Raw genomic sequence first — 18122 nt, 5'->3', positions numbered from 1 at the left:
CCACGCGAAAGCGTGGTGGGAGGGGGGTGCCCCACGCACTGATCGTAAGCGGACGGGGCAGAGGCCAGTGTTTGCGGCCCCCCCTCCCACCAGCCTTTCGGCTGGTCCCCCCTCCCCCGCAAGCGGGAGAGGGATTCCCGACTGCACCATCCGAGAGCACCCGCCCTAATAACTCACCTTGCGATAGTGCTTGGGCTCCCGCGGCTCAACCAGCTCCGGCTCGCTCTCCGGCCCCAGGAGGTTGGCATATTCCTTTTCCGCAAGGCCGTAGGCGCCGTTGGTGAACTCGGCGAGGCCGGCGCGATCGATGATCGCCACCACACCGCGCATGGTGCGGATCAGGCCGCGGGCCTCGAGGTCCTGCAGGGCCCGGGTCACCCCGGCACGGCGCACCGCCAGCATCACCGACAGGAACTCGTGCGTGATCTGGAACGACTCGCCCAGCCGGTCGCCCACCATCAGCAGCCAGCGCGCCACCCGCTGCTCCAGCAGCAGCCGCCCATTGGCCGAGGCGGTCGAGGCCACCTGCACCGCGAAGGCCTGCGCGTAACGCATGAACAGCTGATGCAGCGACGGGCTGTCGGCGAGCGCCGCGCGCAGGTGCTCGGGGTCGACGCGCACGGCGCTGCCGCCACCCTGCACCACGGTGCTGAACGGGGTCTTCTCGACCCCATGCACCACCGCGAGGCCGGTCATGCCCTCCGGCCCGATCAAGCCCACCTCGATGATGCCGCCATCGGCATCGTCGGCCACCACCGAGGCAAAGCCGCGCTCGATGAAGTAGATCGACTCGACGCTGCGGTTGGCCACCTCGAGTGCGTTCTGCGGCGCGAGATCGACCCGCTCCATTGGCCCCAGCAGCGCCAGGTCCTCGACGGACAGTCGCGACAGCAGGCCATTCTCGAACCGCGATGACAGAAAGGACAAACGCCTGCGCTCCTGCTTTGCACAGCGCCCCGCCAGTTGTTTCCCTATTCAGGGCCGGCGCAACACGCCGCAACAAATGGTCATGGGCAACTGCTCATGCCAAAAACACCAATGTCAGGTGAAACTGCGCCCCCCGCAGATTCCCTCTTGCGCCGCGGCTGCCCTCGCTAGGCAGCGGTCAGTGCGCTGGCGGCTTCTGCCGCCGGTTGCTCGCCGATCCCTGGAAACGGGTTATTGCTCGGCGATGTGCCTCAATGGTAGCAGCAGGGGTTTCCTGCAATAGGCCCGAAACTCTACCAAATACTTTCATCTAACTGTACGAATTCGTACAGACGCACCATGGATATTACCGACGCACCACAACGCTACATCACGCACGGCAGGTGATCAAGGCAACATTCAGGTCGACCGGCTCCGGACTCGGCAACGATACGTCAAGCGGAGACTGAGGAATGAATTGCGACAGAAATACGGACAGCCATCATGTATCGTTTCGCGCCGTTGAAATAACGGGGGAAATGCCGCTTTCTTTGGGCGAGCCGCAGCTACTCCCATGTTGCAGCGGGTTTCTTGGCGGCGCGGCCTTTACCGTTCGCTAACGCTGAGTGCGTTCCGCCACTACGCTCGCCCCGATGTCGAGCGAAACCGCCGCATCTGAGGCGCAGCGCCGAACTCCGCCGTCCAACATCAGACTCAACCGCCCGATCGGCGACATGACGCCGCCCAGTTGCCCCAGAAACGTCTCACAACTTTCCCGAAAGCGCTCTAGTCGGCGAGGCGCAGCAGCTCGCGCTGGCCGCGTGCCAGGACGTAGCGGTCGAGCGCCGGCCGGATCGTCACACCATCGCCGGCGCGCGATATCGGCGACAGGCAGAGCCGAGATTGCTCCCGGGCCAGCACCGGCACCGTCAGGGCCCCGATGGTCAGCAACACGATCCCGCCGAGAACCATCATCTTCACGATAGAGGTCATTTCCGAGTTCCTTTCCCGCCCAACGAACGCCGTGCGCCCGAACGTGTCTCCAGGCTCGGATCTGTTGCAGCCTTGGCGCAGAACGCCGGGCCACGGCTGGAGGGGCGACCATCCGGACGGCAGGGCCTCCACCCGGATGGTCAATCGACCGCTTGCCGTTCCGACCGCGGGTTGCATCGGTCTGTGGTGGCCTTGCAGGCTCGCGAGTCAGCGATGGGGAGCCACCTGGAACATTGTGCCGTTGGTCGAACCGAACGCAGCCAAGGCCTCACGTCTCACCTCCGTCCGACGGCCTCCATGTTATATACAAGTATTAATGAAAGTCAGAATCAACACGACTCACTTCTAGACGCTCTTCAATCAATTTTCGGAGGTTACCGTACGCTTGCGAACTCCACATCACAATTACGACAACCACAGATCGTCGACCTAAGCTTTATATTTCTGTACCATGACGTACACGGCGCCGGGATCGCCGGAGTTCTCAAGGACGAGGATTACCGGTAGCGACGGTCGCCTGCGGGAACGAGCGCCACGGGGCGGCCGCCAATGGAGATGGGGAGGGAGCTCCATTCGCATCTGGCCTCGTGGCGCCCCCCAATGTCCACTGATCCAGCGGACACGGAATTCCTGCACCTTTGTTGCCGCTTCTGCGGCGGGGGAAAAGGGATCAGGCGCGCCGGGCAACGGCCACGAACCGCTCACGATCCACACGGCGCCAGGCCCTGAGGCGCCTGCAGCAGCTATTGCTGGGAGGCTTCTGCCTATGCGCCTGCATTGTGCGCGGCCAGCAGTGAGGCCAATGTCGTCTCGACACTGGAGATCGAGACTATTCGCACCAACGGCCATCGGTCAACAACAGTCCATATTCCGTCCGCGACCGCACAACATTCGTGCGATTTGGCACACATGTCCTTTTTTTATTCTTTCCAGCCTCGTCATTTCTGCTGAATACCAGATAGCAACCGGTCACGTCGGGACCGCTCGGAAGGCGGCGGCACTGCCCCCTCGGCGCTCGAACCGGATCGGTTTTGGCATAAGCCTGTCTATGGGGAGTCCTCACTGCAGCGCCGGGCGCTTGCGAAATGGAGCCGCCCGGCGAATTGGAATGCCGAGCGGCTAAGTGAGGCCCACGCAGTATCGAGGCGGCGCTGTTCCGTTTTGATGAAGCCTATCGGCCGCAGTCTTATCTAATTGGCGGCGAATGCACCCTAACCGGCCGCCGCTGCGTCCGGCTCTCCGTCGGTCCCGCGCAGTCACCTCAGCCCGCAGTCACCCCGGCCCTCTGTGCAGGAGGGCGAGGCCCAACTGCCACTCCAACCCCTAATCCAGGAACACCTTCACCGTATCCGAGCGACCCTCGGCATCCACCACCGACAGCGTCACGAAGCCCGGGCCATCCGGACGCCAGCTGTTCTGCCGGGCGAAGGCGGAGCGGCCGAAGGGGGCGCCGTTGGCGAAGAAGGTGAAGGGTGGCACGCCGTTGCGCACCTTGACGATCAGCGGCGCCTCGTTGCCCGAGGCGAGGCCCAGATCGACGTCGACGCCGTCGGTCGGATAGGCGATCTGCGGCGCCGCATCGCGCTTCACCTTCTGCTCATCGGGATGCCGGAAGCGGCGCAGCGGCAGCGGCAATTCGGAGTTCGAGGCAAAAATCGTCCCCGGCGGCGCATCACGCAGCGGCACGGTCTTTTCGGCCAGCCGGTCAAAGCTTTCGAACAGGATCGGGGCCGCGGCGCCAATGCCGGTAATACCGGGGATCTGCGAGTTATCCGGCCGGCCGACCCACACCCCGATCACTGTCTTGCCGTCGAACCCGATGGCCCAGGCGTCGCGATAGCCGTAGGAGGTGCCGGTCTTGTAGGCGATGCGCCCGGCCGAACCGTTGAGCGGCGGCGGCACGTCGGCGAGAATGTTGCCGACATACCAGGCCGCGATCGGATCGAGCACCGGCGCCGGCGTCTCGGTTTCCTCCGCCACCGGCTTTACCCCATCGCGCAGCACCACCGGCGTGCCGCCCCGGCCGATCGCCGCATAGATCGAGACGAGATCGCGCAGCGTCACGCCGACGCCGCCGAGGCCGACCGCCAGGCTCGGCGCCGTATCGGCCGGCAGCCGCGCTGCCGCATGCGCCCGCTTGATCCGCGCCACCAGCCGCGCCGGCCCGACCGCGTCGAGCACCACCACGGCGGGAATGTTCAGCGACTCGGTCAGCGCCTGCCGGATGCTGACCGTGCCGCGGTTGAAGCCGTCGAAATTGACCGGCACATAGCCGTTGAAGGCGGTCGGCCGGTCCTCGATCAGGCTCTCGGGATGTGCCATCCCGAGTTCGAACGCCAGCCCGTAGATCAACGGCTTCAGGGTCGAGCCGGGCGAGCGCACCGCCTCGGTCATGTCGACATAGCCGTCGCTGTCGGCGTTGAAGAGCCCGGCCGAACCGACCGAAGCGAGGATATTGCCGGTCTCCTGGTCGGCGACAACGATCGCCACCGAGAGTTTCGAGCCGAGCTGCGCCGCGCGATCGGCGCCGAGCCGCTCGAGCTTGGCCTGCAGCTTCCGCTCGATGGTGAGTTCGATCCGGCGCGCATTGGGGTGCGCCTTCACTGCCGCCTCAGCGAGGTGCGCCGCATACATCGGGAAATCGCGCCTGACCTTCGGCATCGGCTCGAGCTTGGCAGCTTCCGCCTCCTCGGCGCTGATCACCTTGGCCCCGACCATGCGGTCGAGCACCAGGTTGCGCGCCGCCCGCGCCACTTCGATATCGCGGTCCGGCCGCCGCGCCTCGGGCGATTGCGGCAGCGCCACCAAGAGCGCACATTCCGCCGTGGTCAGCCGGCCCGGCTCCTTGCCGAAATAGGCAAGGCTCGCGGCGCGGATACCCTCGATATTGCCGCCATAGGGGGCGAGGGTCAGGTAGAGCGTCAGGATCTCGTCTTTGCTGAGCCTCTGCTCCAGCGCATCGGCATGCACCATCTGGCGCAGCTTGCCGGCAATGTTGCGCGTCGGCTCGCCGCCGATCAGCCGCGCCACCTGCATGGTGAGGGTCGAGCCGCCGGAGACGATCCGCCCTGCCCCGGCATATTGCACCGCAGCGCGCAGCATCGAGGGCCAGTCGATGCCGTGATGCTCGTTGAAATGCTGGTCCTCATAGGCCAGCAGCATGTCGATGAAGCGCCGGTCGACCTCTTCGATCGTCACCGGCAGGCGCCAGCGCCCATTGGCCGTGGTGAACGGCCGGAGCAGCAGCCCGGCATTGTCGACCACCGCGGTCGAAACCGGCACCGCCGACACCACCGGAGTGGGCGGCAGCGTGGCGCGGATATCGCGCAGCACGGCGAGCCCATACTGGCTGCCGACCAGCGCCACGCCGGCGAGGACGATCAGCGTCGCAGTAAAGAGCCCCGGCGCGCGGAAGCGCCGGGGCTGCTGTTTGTGCGCGGCGGTGCTCATGGCCCGGTCGCGCTGACCTCGATCTGGCCCGCGTCGGTATTGCCGCGCAGCTCCGGCCGGTACATGTCCTCGACCGTGGCGCCCGGCATCACGAAACTGCCCGGCGAGACGGCACGCACCATGTAGGCGGTGGTCACACTACTCGCGGCCGACGTGAACCTGAATGCGGCGACGAACTGGTCGGTCCGCGATTCAACATGCGCCGGCGTATCGACGGTGAGCCAGCTGAGGTCGGCGACGCCCGAGCCCTGCAGCAGGTCGGGGTTCTCGATCTCGAACCCGGCCGGCAGCGGATCGGCCACCACATACTGGCCCGAACCAAGTTGGGTCGGCTGCGTCGTCAGCACCACCACGAAGCGATCGTTCTGGTGGACATTGCTGAGGTCGGCCGGCTCGCCATTCGGCAGGTAGTAATCCCGCTGGATGGTGAAGCCAGCAGAGCTCGCCGCCGGCGGGGTCGCCGGGATGGCGGTGACGGTCACCTTCATCTCGGTCGGACGGTTGCCGTTGTTGACGATCTCGACCGCCTCGCTGTCGAACGCCTCCTGGTCGTAGCGGCGATAGACGGTGCCGGTGAGCGGATCGCCATTGATCGTCACCGAACCATCGCCCGCCTCGCGGACCAGCGCCGCGGCAGCCACCAGGGTCCACGCATCCTCCTGGGTGGAGGTCCAGCGGGCCTGGTCGCGCAGCGTCGCTAGCTTGCTCGTCAGTGCCGCGATATCGACACCCGACGGCGTGAACTCGGCGGCGAGTGCAAGCACCCCGGCCGTATCGCGCAGCTGGCTGCCATAGTCGTTGCGGTACTTCGCCCGGTCCTCACGTACCGTAAGGTCCTCGACGGCCGCCTGGAAGGCCGTCGCCGCACGGGTCCGGTCGCCATAGAGGGCGAGCGCGGCGCCGAGCTGGGCCTTGGCCAACGGCGAGCCGAAGGCGCTGAGGCGCGCCTCGAGATAGTAGCGCAGGTCGCCGATGGCGGCCCGGCCGGCGCGCGCCAGATCGTAGAGCGCGAAGGCCACGTCCTCTCCGCCGACGGTGAAGTCGGTGGCGTAGGACACCTGGTTGCCGAGGTTATCGAGCGCCCGGGTCATCGCCAGATCCGGCACCGCGTAGCCTTCCGCCTTGGCGCGGAGCAGGAACTCGGTGACGTAGGAGTCAAGCCACAGGTCGGTGCCATCATACGGTCCCCAGAGGCCGAAACCGCCGCTGGAGGTCTGCTTGGCGAGCAGGTTCTTGATCGCGTCCTTGACCCGCTGGGTGATCGCTTCGTCATCGCCCAGACCAATCATCGAGGCGACTTCGTTGAGATAGAGCAGCGGCAGGGCCCGGCTCGAAGTCTGCTCGGCACAGCCATAGGGATAGCGATCGAGCTGCATCAGGAGGCCCGGCACATCGAGGCGGGCAATCGGCCCGACTGCGAGCGTCAGTTCCCCGGTATGCGGCACCATGTCGGCGAAGAAGCTCGCATCGAGCGTCGTCGTCGCGCCCACTTCCAGCGGGATCAGCTGGCTGGTGGTCACCGGAGCGCTGGCGGCACGGACCCCGAGCGTCAGCTCCTTGGTCTGCGTCGTCCCATCCGGTGCAGTGACGCTCAGCTTGAGCGTCTGGTCGCCGATCTCGGTGCCGGTGAGGCTGAGGTTGAGCGCGGTGCGCTCGCCCGTCGGCAGGTCAACCGAGGTCTCGGCCGCATCGGTCGAGAGCCCTGTGCCGGTTTCCAGCGCCACCTTGTAGGTGCCCGGCTGGCCGGCGACGTTATTGACCTCGACCAGCAGCCGCGACGTGTCCTCGAGACGGAGGAAGCGCGGCGGGCTCAGGTTGACCACCACCGGATCGCGCACGATCACGTCGGCGGAGCCATGGCCCACGGCGCCGGCGCTCCACGCCATCGCCATCAGCCGCACCGTGCCGTTGAAATCCGGCATGTCGAAGCTGATCGTCGCGGTACCATCAGGCCCAACTTCGACAATGCCCGAGTGCAGCGCCACCAGCACGGTGGTCGCCGGCGGCGTGCCGAAGCGCGAGGCGCCCTCGTCACCACCGGTGCGGAACGCGCCAGGAGTGCCCTGCATCGGGTCGATCAGCTGGCCATAGAGGTCACGCACCTCGACGCCGAGCTGGCGCTGGCCGAAGAACCAGCCATCCGGATCCGGCACCTGGAACTTGGTGAGGTTCAGAATGCCGAGATCCACTGCCGCAACCGCGACATAGGCCTTGTCACCCGGCTGGACGTTGGCGAGCTTCACCGTGGTGGTGAAGGCCTGGCGCGGCAGCGCTTCCTTGGGCGCATCGAGGCTCAGGTCGAGCTTCAGGTCGCCCGGCTCGACATCGGCAAAAGCAAGGCCGAGCGCCCGCGCCGGCATCCGCTTGGCTTCCGCGCTGGCCGGACGATAGAGCATCGCCGTCACATAGGCGCCCGGGCCCCAGTCATCGGTGACTTCGAGCGGCACGGTGGTGCCGCCTTCCGGCACTTCGACCGCCTTCATGGCGATGATGCGATCGTCGACCACCATCACCAGCGCGGTGCCGGCGAACTGCGGATCGAGCTTCAGGTTGGCCGTCTCGCCCTTCTGGTAGGCCGGCTTGTCGAGCGCGACGGACAGCGTATCCGGCGTGTCGGAGCCCGCCTCCGGATAATAGTAACCGGCATAGAACTCGTAACTCGAAGAGGTGGCGCCTTCACCGGTGCTCGACACCTCGAGCCGGTACTGGCCCCAGCTGACGGCCGCGCCAATAGCGACCGGGCCGGAGGCGAGCGCGTCGACGGTGCCGTTGGCAACTTCGCGCGTCGTGGTGATGGCCTCCCACTTCCAGGTGCCGCTGTTGCGGTACCACTGATAGGTGGTCTCGACCCGCGACAGCGACCATTCGAGGCCGGCCTGGTCGACGGTTGCGCCATCGGGCGCCACTGCGATCACGTCGAAGGTGGCGTTGCTGCCCTCGGCCAGCCCGCTGGCATCGGCAAACTGCGGCTTCAGCCCGATGCGATTGCCATCGGCCAGCACCGGACGGGTGAGGCTGCGCTCGATGGCGCGGCCATTGCTGTCGACGAGGCGCAGGATCAACTGCGCTTCCAGCGGCCGCGTCGTCGCCTGCGGCGCGCTGACGGTAACTTCAGCGGTCACGTTGCCGGCTTCGTCGGTGGTGCCGACGACGCCGAGCGGCTCGCGCGAGGTCTCGAACGTGTCGTCGAGACGGCCGAACGTATAGCCGGGGTAAGCCGGCAGCGACGTCACCGGCCGCAGCACGGCATCCGCCTCGACCGCCAGGTCGGGCGCGGTGGCGCCATAGAGATACTTGGCGGTCACCTCGACCGGCGTCACTTCGCCGGTCTTGATGGGCTCGTCGGCGGCGCTGATTTCGAAGGCCAGCCGTTCCGGCTCGAAATCCTCGACCAGGAAGCCGACATTGGTCAGGGCTTCGGCCTTGGGGTCGGCATAGAGCCGCATCGTCCACGAGCCGCGCATGGCTTCGGGGTCGAGCGTCACGGCGCTGAAATAGCCGCCAGCGCCGGCGTCATTCAGCAGTTCGGTGCTCGAGATCACCCCATCCGGGCGCTGCACTTCCAGCGTCAGCGGCAGGTCGGTGACGGCCTTCGCCTTCACGTCGCGCAGGATTGCGGTGAGGAACACCGTCTCGCCCGGGCGATAGACGCCGCGCTCGGTGGTGGCGAACAGGTCGAGCGGGCCCGGCGACGGCCGGCCCTCGACCCCGCGATCGGTGAGATCGAACGCCGCCTTGGAGACGTCGAGGAACGCATAATCCCCGCCATCGGTCTCGGTGGTGATCAGCTGCGGCGCCCGGCCGCCTTCGCCGCGCGACAGGCCCGGCGCGAAATCAGCCCGGCCGTCGGCATCGGTCACCGCTTCGCCGAGGATCTCGTTGTTGACGGCGACGAGCCGCACCTTGGCATTGGCCACCGGCTGCGCGCTGGTCAGCGAGCGGACGAAGGCATGGACGCCGTCGTCGCCGGTCACCGTGGTCAGTCCCAGGTCAGTGACGATGAACCACTGCGTCGCGACTTCGCGCCAGTATTCCTGCTGCACGCCATTGACCTTGGCGGTCACCACATAGGCGCCCGGCTGCAACTCCTTGACGATCTCGGCGACCGGAATGGCGGTCACCGTCATGGCGTTGGGCGCGCCCTGCGCCAGGTCGACCTGGCCTTCCCAGGTCTTTTCGCCGGTCGAATTGGCGACGTCTTCGGCCGAATAGCCATCGAGCGTGCGCTGGAACACCCCGTTGCGCACAGCGGTGGCAATCGAGCGATCACCGATCCGGTAAATCACCACGTCGGCGGTCTTGGCGTTCACCGAGGTGATCGGCAGGCCACCGCCGAGCCCGGCGGGCATCACATAGGCATTGTTGGCAAAGCCGACGAACGGCGCGCGATCCGGCACAAACAGGTCGAGCTCGACATCGGCGCGCAGCTCTTCGCCATTGGCCGAGGGCAGCCCGGCGCGCAGCTTGATGTGGTAGCGCCGGCCATGCTCGACGCCGGTGATGCAGATCTGGCTCTGTTCGGTTTCCACCGCCACGGTCGGCGCGTTATCGACGACGACATAGCTCGAGAGATCGGTGTCGCCAGAGGGCAGCGAATCCGAGAACACCGCGCAGATGCGCGGGTTGGCGGCTTCGGCATCGACCTGGTTGGAGGTGACGCGGAAGCCATGCTCGGCAACCGCCTTTTCCAGCGCCGCTTCGAGCGTCGCGTTATCGACCAGCTTGAGGCTGGCGCGGTAGGTGGCAATGGTCTCGCGCCACATTTCGCGGCGCGACAGCGACACGGCGAGCGCGCCCAGTGCGTCGGCGCGTTCGGCGACGGTCTCGGCCAGCATCAGCGCGTTCATCGCCGCATAGGACGAGTTGACCGCGAGATCGTAGACGCCGTTGCCGGCGGCCGCTTCGATCACCGCGCGGGCCTCGGCCTGCGCCGCAAGCTTCAGCCAGACCGAGGGATCGTTCTTGTTGATCGCCAGCGCCTGGCGATAGGACACCATCGCAGCCGAGGGGTTCGACTGCGCCGAGGCTTCGTCACCGGCGGCGACCAGGTCGGCATAGGCGACATCCGGCGGCGGCGGATCAGTCTGCGGCAGGTTGGTGGCCATATAGCGGGCGGAATCGACCAGATCCTGCGCCGGGAACGGCAGCTCGCTCAGCCGCGCCTCGACGTTCTCGGCGAGCGGCGGAGTGAAATCGACGCGGCCGGACGTGGCGCCCTTGAACGCCGTCTCCGGGCCGACATCCCCCTTGAGGAAGCACCAGTTGGCCTTCTCGTTATAGGTGAAGGCGCGGCAGATCTTGTCGTCGGCACAGGCCGCCGAGCAGGCGTCGACATCGACATCCTTCAGCACCGAATAATCGAAACCGGGGAGATCCGTGCCGGGCAGCAGCGTGATGTTGCGGTCAGCCGCATGCGCGGGACTGAGAGCAAGGGTTCCGGCCACGACAAGCCACCAGATCGACCGAAAAAGCCGCTGCATTCCCAAACCCCTATCGTATGAATACCTCTACCTCACCCTATGATGACTGGGGCTGAACGACAAATGAATGACGGGGCAGCAATGCTCGGTATTCGTCGCTGAAGCGTGCGCGAAGCTGGCAGTCGGCGACCCTCTCCCGCCTGCGGGGGAGGGCCGCCGACTGATGGCCCGGGGGTCCCTACTCCGCCGCCTGCAACCGGTTCACCTCGATCAGCCCGCGAATCTCCGCCCGGCACGAGCCGCAATTCGTTCCCGCCTTCAGCGCCGCCCCGATTGCCTCGACCGTGTGACAGCCGCCGCGCGCCGCTTCAGCGATCTGGTTGGCGCCCACCCCAAAGCAGGCGCAGACGATCGGGCCCGGATCGGGCCGGTCGGCGCCCGGCCGACCCACCAGGATATCGGCGCGCCGCGCCGGCTTGATCGTCTCGGTCAACAGCGACACCGCCCATTGCCGCGACACCAGCACCGGGTCGGGCGACAGATAGAGCGCGAAGATCAGCTTGCCGCCCTCGAACAGCGCGAGGCTCTGCCGGCCGCTCGCCTTGTCGGCGATGCTGAGCAGTTCGACCTTCTCGCCCACCCCGAATGCCGCCCGGGCCCAGTCGACCCAATCCGCGGGCTCGGTGATGAAGGCCAGCTCCGCCCGCCAACCGCCCGTCGTCTCGGCGATCGCCCAATAGTCGGTGCCGGCGAACTCCGGCCGCCCCCGGCTGACCGCAAAACCGTAGCGCCGGGCCAAAGCCGGCCCAGCCACCACCATTGCCGATTTCAGCGCCGGCTGCCCCGATTGCGGGTCGGTCTGCCCGCCCACCAGCGCATCGACCCGGCCCTGCGCCGAGAACCGGTCGGTCCAGTGCATCGGCACGAACACCGAGCCCCTCTGCTGCCGCTCGGTCACCAGCGCTCGCACCAAGACGCTGCCATGCCGGTTCTCGAGCCGCACCAGGCTGGCGTGCCGGATGCTCTTTTCCACCGCGTCATCCGGGTGCAGCTCGGCGAACGGCTCGGCCATATGGGCCGAGAGCCGCGCCGCTTTGCCGGTGCGCGTCATGGTGTGCCAGTGGTCGCGCACCCGGCCGGTATTGAGCACCAGCATGCCCGGCGGCGGCGTCAGCGGTGGCGGCGACGCCACGGCGACGAAACGGGCCCGGCTGTCAGGCGTGAAGAACCGTCCATCGGTGAACATCCGCGCCGTGCTGCGCACCGCCCGCACCGGCCACTGCACCGGCTGCAGCCCGTCATATTCTGCATGCAGCAGACCCGAGAGGTCGAAGTCGCGGCTGCCCTCGTTCTCGAACCCCGATAGCGCCGCGTGTTCGGCGAAGATCTCGGCCGGCCGCTCATAGCCGAAAGCCTCGGCATGCCCCATCCGGCGCGCCACCTGCGTGACGATCCACCAGTCGGGCTTCGCCTCCCCCGGCGCGGCGAGGAACGGCCGCTGCCGCGAAATCCGGCGCTCGGAATTGGTCACGGTGCCGTTCTTTTCGCCCCAGCCTGCCGCCGGCAGCCGCACATGCGCTTCCACCGCCGTATCGGTCGCGGCGTTCATGTCCGACACCACGACGAACGGGCAGGCCCGGATCGCCGCACGCACCTTGTCGGCCTCGGGCATCGAATCCACCGGGTTGGTCGCCATGATCCAGAGCGCCTTCACCTTGCCCTGTGCGATGGCCTCGAACAGCTCGACCGCCTTCAGGCCCGGCTTCTCAGCCACCCGCTCCGAGCGCCAGAACCGCTTCAGCCGGTCGATATTGGCGGGTTCGAAATCCATATGCGCCGCGAGCATGTTGGCGAGCCCGCCGACCTCGCGTCCGCCCATCGCGTTGGGCTGCCCGGTCACCGAGAACGGCCCCATCCCGGGCATGCCGATCCGGCCGGTGGCGAGGTGCACATTGACGATGGCGTTGACCTTGTCGGTGCCGGTCGCCGACTGGTTCACCCCCTGCGAGTAGACCGTCACCGTCCGCGTCGTCTCGGCGAACCAGTCGTAGAATACCGCGATGTCGCGCACACTGAGCCCGGTGGCTTCCGCCACCCGCTCGAGGTTCCAGCTGCGCGCCACGTCGAGCGCCGCGCCGAACCCGTTGGTGCTCTCGGCAATGAACTCGGCATCGACGGCGTTCCGCTCGGCCAGTGACTTCAACAGCCCGACGAACAAAGCCGTATCGCCATCCGGCTTGATCGCGAGATGCAGGTCGGCCTGGTCGGCGGTGGTGGTCCGCCGCGGGTCGATCAGGACGATCCGCATCCCCGGCCGCTCGGCCTTCGCTTTGACGATCCGCTGGTACAGCACCGGGTGGCACCAGCTGAGGTTGGAGCCGACGAGGATCATCAGGTCGGCGAGTTCGAGATCCTCGTAGTTCCCCGGCACGGTGTCCGAACCGAAGGCCCGCTTGTGCCCGGCCACCGACGAGGCCATGCAGAGCCGCGAATTGGTGTCGATATTGCCCGAGCCGATGAACCCCTTCATCAGCTTGTTGGCGACGTAATAGTCCTCGGTGAGCAACTGCCCCGAGCCATAGATGGCCACCGAATCCGGCCCGTGCTCGGCGATGGTCTCGGCGAAGGTTTTCGCCACGAGGTCCAGCGCCTTGTCCCAGCTCGCCCGCTCGCCGCCGATCTCGGGATAGAGCAGCCGCCCATCCAGCGACAGCGTCTCGCCCAGCGCCGAGCCTTTCGAGCAAAGCCGCCCGAAATTGGCCGGATGCTCGGGATCGCCTGATATCGTCACCGAGCCATCCGGCTGCGGCGTCGCGAGCACCCCGCAGCCGACGCCGCAATAGGGGCAGGTGGTGCGGGTGGTAGACAAAGGACTAGACATCGTGGCTTCCCGACCCCTCATCCGTCTGCTTCGCAGCCACCTTTTCCCACAAGGGGAGAAGGCATCCCGACTGAGAGTCCTCGGTTCGATCGCCTTCTCCCCTTGTGGGAGAAGGTGCCCGAAGGGCGGATGAGGGGTGGTTAGCCACGATGCCAGCCTACTCCGCCGCCATCAGCATGACCTCGGCCGCCATGAAGATGCGGCCATCGACCACGTTCACCGCAAACGTCCTGACCTGCCCCTCGTCGGCGCCCTGCGCCTCGCCGGTCGCGAGATCGAACACCCAGTTGTGTAGCGGGCAGGTCACCGAGCCACCATGCACGATGCCTTCGCTGAGCGGCCCACCTTTGTGCGGGCAGCGGTTCTCGATGGCGTAGACTTGGTTCTCGGCAGTGCGGAACACCGCGATCTTGCCGGCTGGCGTATTGACACAACGCGCGCCGCGTAACGGAACCTGCTCGAGGCGCCCGATCTCGATCCAGTCGTTCATGTCCATCACTCCGCTGCCTGCGGCACGCCGAATTCCGCCAGTGCGGCGAACTCGTGCGCGTCCTTGCCGTTGACCCGCTCTTCCCACGGATCGACCTGGGCGAATTTCTGGCTGAACACGAACCGGTCGTAGTAGAAACGGCGCTTCGTGAGGTCGCGGACGATCGAGGCCTGGATCGACTCCATCCCCACCCGCTTCAGCCACTTGTACATGCGCTCGAGATAGCGGCCCTGCTCGCGATAGAGCTGGGTCAGCGCGGCGATCACCTCGATCGCGTCCGTCTCAGTGTCTACGTGGCAGAGCGCCTCGGTGCCCTTGATGTCGAGACCGGCGGCGCCGGCAAAGACGATGTCGTAGCCGCTGTCGACGCAGATCACGCCCACATCCTTGCAGGTCGCCTCGGCGCAGTTCCGCGGGCAGCCCGAGACCGCCATCTTCACCTTGGCCGGGGTCCAGCTGCCCCACATGAACTTCTCGAGCTTGATGCCGAGCCCGGTCGAATCCTGCGTGCCGAACCGGCACCAGTCCGAACCGACGCAGGTCTTCACCGTCCTGAGGCCCTTGGCGTAGGCAGCGCCCGAAACCATGCCGGCGGCGTTGAGGTCGGCCCAGACGCCAGGCAGGTCTTCCTTCTTCACTCCGAGCAGGTCGATGCGCTGCCCGCCGGTGACCTTCACCGCCGGAATCTTGAACTTGTCAGCGACATCGGCGATGGCGCGCAGCTCGTTCGGGCTGGTCATGCCGCCCCACATGCGCGGCACCACCGAATAGGTGCCATCCTTCTGGATGTTGGCGTGCACGCGCTCGTTGATGAAGCGCGACTGCCCGTCATCCTCGTACTCGCCGGGCCAGGTGGCGATCATGTAGTAGTTCAACGCCGGCCGGCACTTGGCGCAACCGCACGAGGTCTTCCACTCGAGCTCCTGCATCAGCTGCGGGATGGAGCGCAATTCCTTGGCGATGATCAGCCGGCGCACATCGTCATGGCCGAGATCGGTGCATTTGCACATCGGCTGCACCGCGGCGGGGTTGTAGCTGTCGCCCAGCGTCAGGAGCAGCAGCTTTTCAACCAGCCCGGTGCACGAGCCGCAGCTCGCCGAGGCCTTGGTATGGGCGCGGACATCGTCGAGCGACGTCAGGCCCTTGGCGGTGATAGTGCCGGTGATCTTCGACTTACATACGCCGTTGCAACCACAGATCTCTGCCTCATCCGGCAAGGCTGCAACGGCCGCCGTAGGGTCCAGCGGGGCACCACCCTGGTAGTTCTGGCCGAAGATCAGCGTGTCGCGCATTTCGCGCGTATCGACGTTGCGCTTCAGCATGTCGTAGAACCACGGCCCGTCGCCGGTATCGCCGTAGAGCACCGTGCCGATGATCCTGTCGTCCTTGAGGATCAGCCGCTTGTAGACGCCGGCACTGGCATCGCGCAGCACGATCTCCTCGCGGTCGTCGCCCTCGGCGAAATCGCCCGCCGAGTAGAGATTGACGCCGGTGACCTTGAGCCGGGTCGCCGTGGCGACCGGGGTAAACGTCGCCTTCTCGTCGCCGCAGAGCTGCGCGGCGAGGACGTTCGCCATGTCGTAGAGCGGCGCCACCAACCCGAAGGTCGCCCCGTTCACTTCGACGCACTCGCCCAGCGCGTAGATCGAGGGGTCCGAGGTGCGCATCTGCGCGTCGACCACGATGCCGCGATTGGCGGCGAGCTCGGCGGTCTTGGCGAGGGCGACGTTCGGCCGGATGCCGACCGCCATCACCACCAGGTCCGCCGGGATCACCGAACCATCGGCGAACTCGACGCCGGTGACCCGCTTGTCGCCGAGGATCTGCTTGGTATTGGCCGAGGTCATCACCTTGATGCCGCGCGCCTTCATCGATTCCCCGAGCAGGTACCCGGCCGCCGGATCGAGCTGACGCTCCATCAGCGTCGGCATCACGTGCACCACGGTGACGTCCATGCCCTGCTCGTTGAGCCCGGCTGCCGCCTCGAGGCCCAGTAGGCCACCGCCGATCACCACCGCCCTGCCCTTGGCCTTGGCGGCCAGCATCATGACGTTCACGTCGTCGAGGTCGCGATAGGTGACCACACCGGCGAGGTTCACCCCCGGCACCGGGATGATGAACGGCACTGAACCGGTGGCGATCACCAGCTTGTCGTAGCTCTCGGTGATGCCGTTGGCCGAGGTCACCGTCTTGTTCACCCGGTCGATGGTTTCGACCTTGCAGCCCTTGTAGAGCGTGATGCCGTGCTTGATGTACCAGGCGTCGCCGTGGATCACGATGTCGTCGAAGCTCTTCTCGCCCGACAGCACGGGGCTGAGCATGATGCGGTCGTAGTTGACCCGCGGCTCGGCGTTGAAGATCACCACATCGTAACGATCAGGGTCGGTCTCGAACAGCTTTTCCAGTGCCCGCCCGGGCGCCATGCCGTTACCGATGATGACGAGTTTTTCTTTCACTGAACCGTCTCCAGTTGAAGGTGTGCGGCCGGCTGCGCGCGAGTCTGGCGGCGCACGGCGATGTGCATGAAGGCGAAAGCCACGGCGACGAGCACGAACAGCGCCATGAAGCAGCTGCTCCACAGCCCCGTCGCGTCGTTGAGCCAGCCGAACAGCAGCGGCAGGATGAAGCCGCCGAGCCCGCCGATCATGCCGACGAGGCCGCCCACCGCCCCGACATTGTCGGGGTAGTAGGCCGGGATGTGCTTGTAGACCGCTGCTTTGCCGAGGCTCATGAAGAAGCCGAGGACGAACACCAGCCCGATAAAGGCCCAGGGGCTGATGCCGAAATTGACGGTGAAACTGCCATTGATGCCATGCACCAGCATGTCGCTGGGCGGCAGGGCGAGAATGAAGGTCGCCACGGCCGAGACGCCGAAGGTCCAGTACATCACCGTCCGTGCGCCCACCTTGTCGGAAAGCGAGCCGCCATAGGCGCGGAACAGGCTGGCCGGGATCGAGTAGGCGGCGGCCACCATGCCGGCGGTCTTGATGTCGAAGCCGTAGACCCCGATCAGGTAGCGCGGCAGCCACAGCGTCAGCGCCACGAACGCCCCGAAGGCGAAGAAGTAGTAGAGCCCGAAGCGCCAGACCCGGATATCCCTCAGCGGCGCGAACTCGGCGGCGAGGCTGCGCTGCGGCGCGCCCTCCTGGCGCCGCTTCACCAGCACCGGATCGTCCTCGGTGGTGAACCAGAACACCACTGCCATCACCGCGAGCACCGCGGCCCAGCTGAGCGCCACCGCCTGCCAGCCGAACGCCACCATGACGAACGGCGCGACGAACTTGGTCACCGACGCCCCGACATTGCCGGCGCCGAAGATGCCGAGCGCCGTGCCCTGCTGCTTTTGCGGATAGAACCGCGACACATAGGCGACGCCGACTGCGAACGAGCCACCGGCAAGCCCGACGCCGAGCGCCGCAATGAGGAACTGCTCGTAGGTCTGCGCGAAGACCAGCAGCGATGTGGCGACTGCCGCCGCCAGCATGGTCATGGTGTAGACCAGCCGCCCGCCATAACGATCGGTCCAGATGCCGAGCGCGATGCGCACCAGTGAGCCGGTCAGCACCGGGGTGCCGATCAACAGCCCGAACTGCGTCTCGGTGAGGCCGAGCTGATCCTTCAGCGCCACCCCGATGATCGAAAAGATCGTCCAGACGGCAAAGCAGACGGTGAAGGCGATGGTCGACAGCGTCAGCGCACGGCGCTGCGAGGCGATTTGAGCATCAGGGGCGCTCATGAATTCTCTCCGCTGGGATGAGAGCCAAAACAAAAAACTCCTAGGAGGCGCAGTCCGTCGTGGACCGTGCTTCTGAGGGCGACTTTGCCTGTTGGGGGTGCGCCCACCGTTGGACGCCGGATGAGAAGCGCGGAAACCGCGTCTCATAAGAACAGTAATGCACGTAGCGTGCCAAACTGCGTTGGAAGCGAAAACGCTAGTCTTGGCAGTTGGTTAGCCGGATGCCGCGAAAATGATCAGGCAGCA

General features: G+C 66.4%; 8 protein-coding genes. All 8 read right to left on the bottom strand.

Going from position 1 to position 18122, the window contains the following annotated elements:
* Nucleotides 1–165: 165 nt before the first annotated feature.
* On the bottom strand, nt 166–927 hold the full coding sequence (locus tag ACSQ23_RS26970) for a Crp/Fnr family transcriptional regulator (RefSeq protein ID WP_055876919.1): 762 nt from the start codon (nt 925–927) through the stop codon (nt 166–168).
* Between the two features lie 765 nt (nt 928–1692).
* Complete coding sequence (locus tag ACSQ23_RS26965; protein ID WP_436092519.1) at nt 1693–1899, bottom strand: hypothetical protein; 207 nt, start codon at nt 1897–1899, stop codon at nt 1693–1695.
* Nucleotides 1900–3222: 1323 nt separating this feature from the next.
* Nucleotides 3223–5349: a penicillin-binding protein 1C gene (gene pbpC, locus ACSQ23_RS26960; protein WP_436092518.1), complete on the bottom strand. Its 2127-nt coding sequence runs from the start codon at nt 5347–5349 to the stop codon at nt 3223–3225.
* Nucleotides 5346–10829, bottom strand: coding sequence for an MG2 domain-containing protein (locus tag ACSQ23_RS26955; protein WP_436092517.1), 5484 nt, complete (start codon nt 10827–10829; stop codon nt 5346–5348). The genes pbpC and ACSQ23_RS26955 overlap by 4 nt, the downstream gene beginning before the upstream one ends.
* A gap of 178 nt (nt 10830–11007) precedes the next feature.
* Entirely contained in the window at nt 11008–13650 is a 2643-nt protein-coding gene (locus ACSQ23_RS26950) for a nitrate reductase (protein WP_436092516.1), read from the bottom strand.
* A 157-nt stretch (nt 13651–13807) separates the two neighbouring features.
* Nucleotides 13808–14146 carry a nitrite reductase small subunit NirD gene (nirD, locus tag ACSQ23_RS26945; protein WP_055876908.1) on the bottom strand — a complete coding sequence of 113 codons (339 nt, stop codon included), beginning with the start codon at nt 14144–14146 and terminating at the stop codon, nt 13808–13810.
* Nucleotides 14146–16596, bottom strand: coding sequence for a nitrite reductase large subunit NirB (gene nirB / locus ACSQ23_RS26940; RefSeq protein ID WP_436092515.1), 2451 nt, complete (start codon nt 16594–16596; stop codon nt 14146–14148). Before nirB ends, nirD begins: the two co-directional genes overlap by 1 nt.
* A complete protein-coding gene (locus ACSQ23_RS26935) occupies nt 16593–17876 on the bottom strand; it encodes an MFS transporter (RefSeq protein ID WP_055876902.1) in 1284 nt (427 codons plus the stop codon). The genes nirB and ACSQ23_RS26935 overlap by 4 nt, the downstream gene beginning before the upstream one ends.
* Nucleotides 17877–18122 lie beyond the last annotated feature (246 nt).

The organism is Devosia sp. LjRoot16 (assembly GCF_964252795.1).
GTDB lineage: Bacteria > Pseudomonadota > Alphaproteobacteria > Rhizobiales > Devosiaceae > Devosia_A.
Note: the sequence above shows the minus strand (reverse complement) of the source record. Positions and strands in the feature narration are given on the sequence as shown.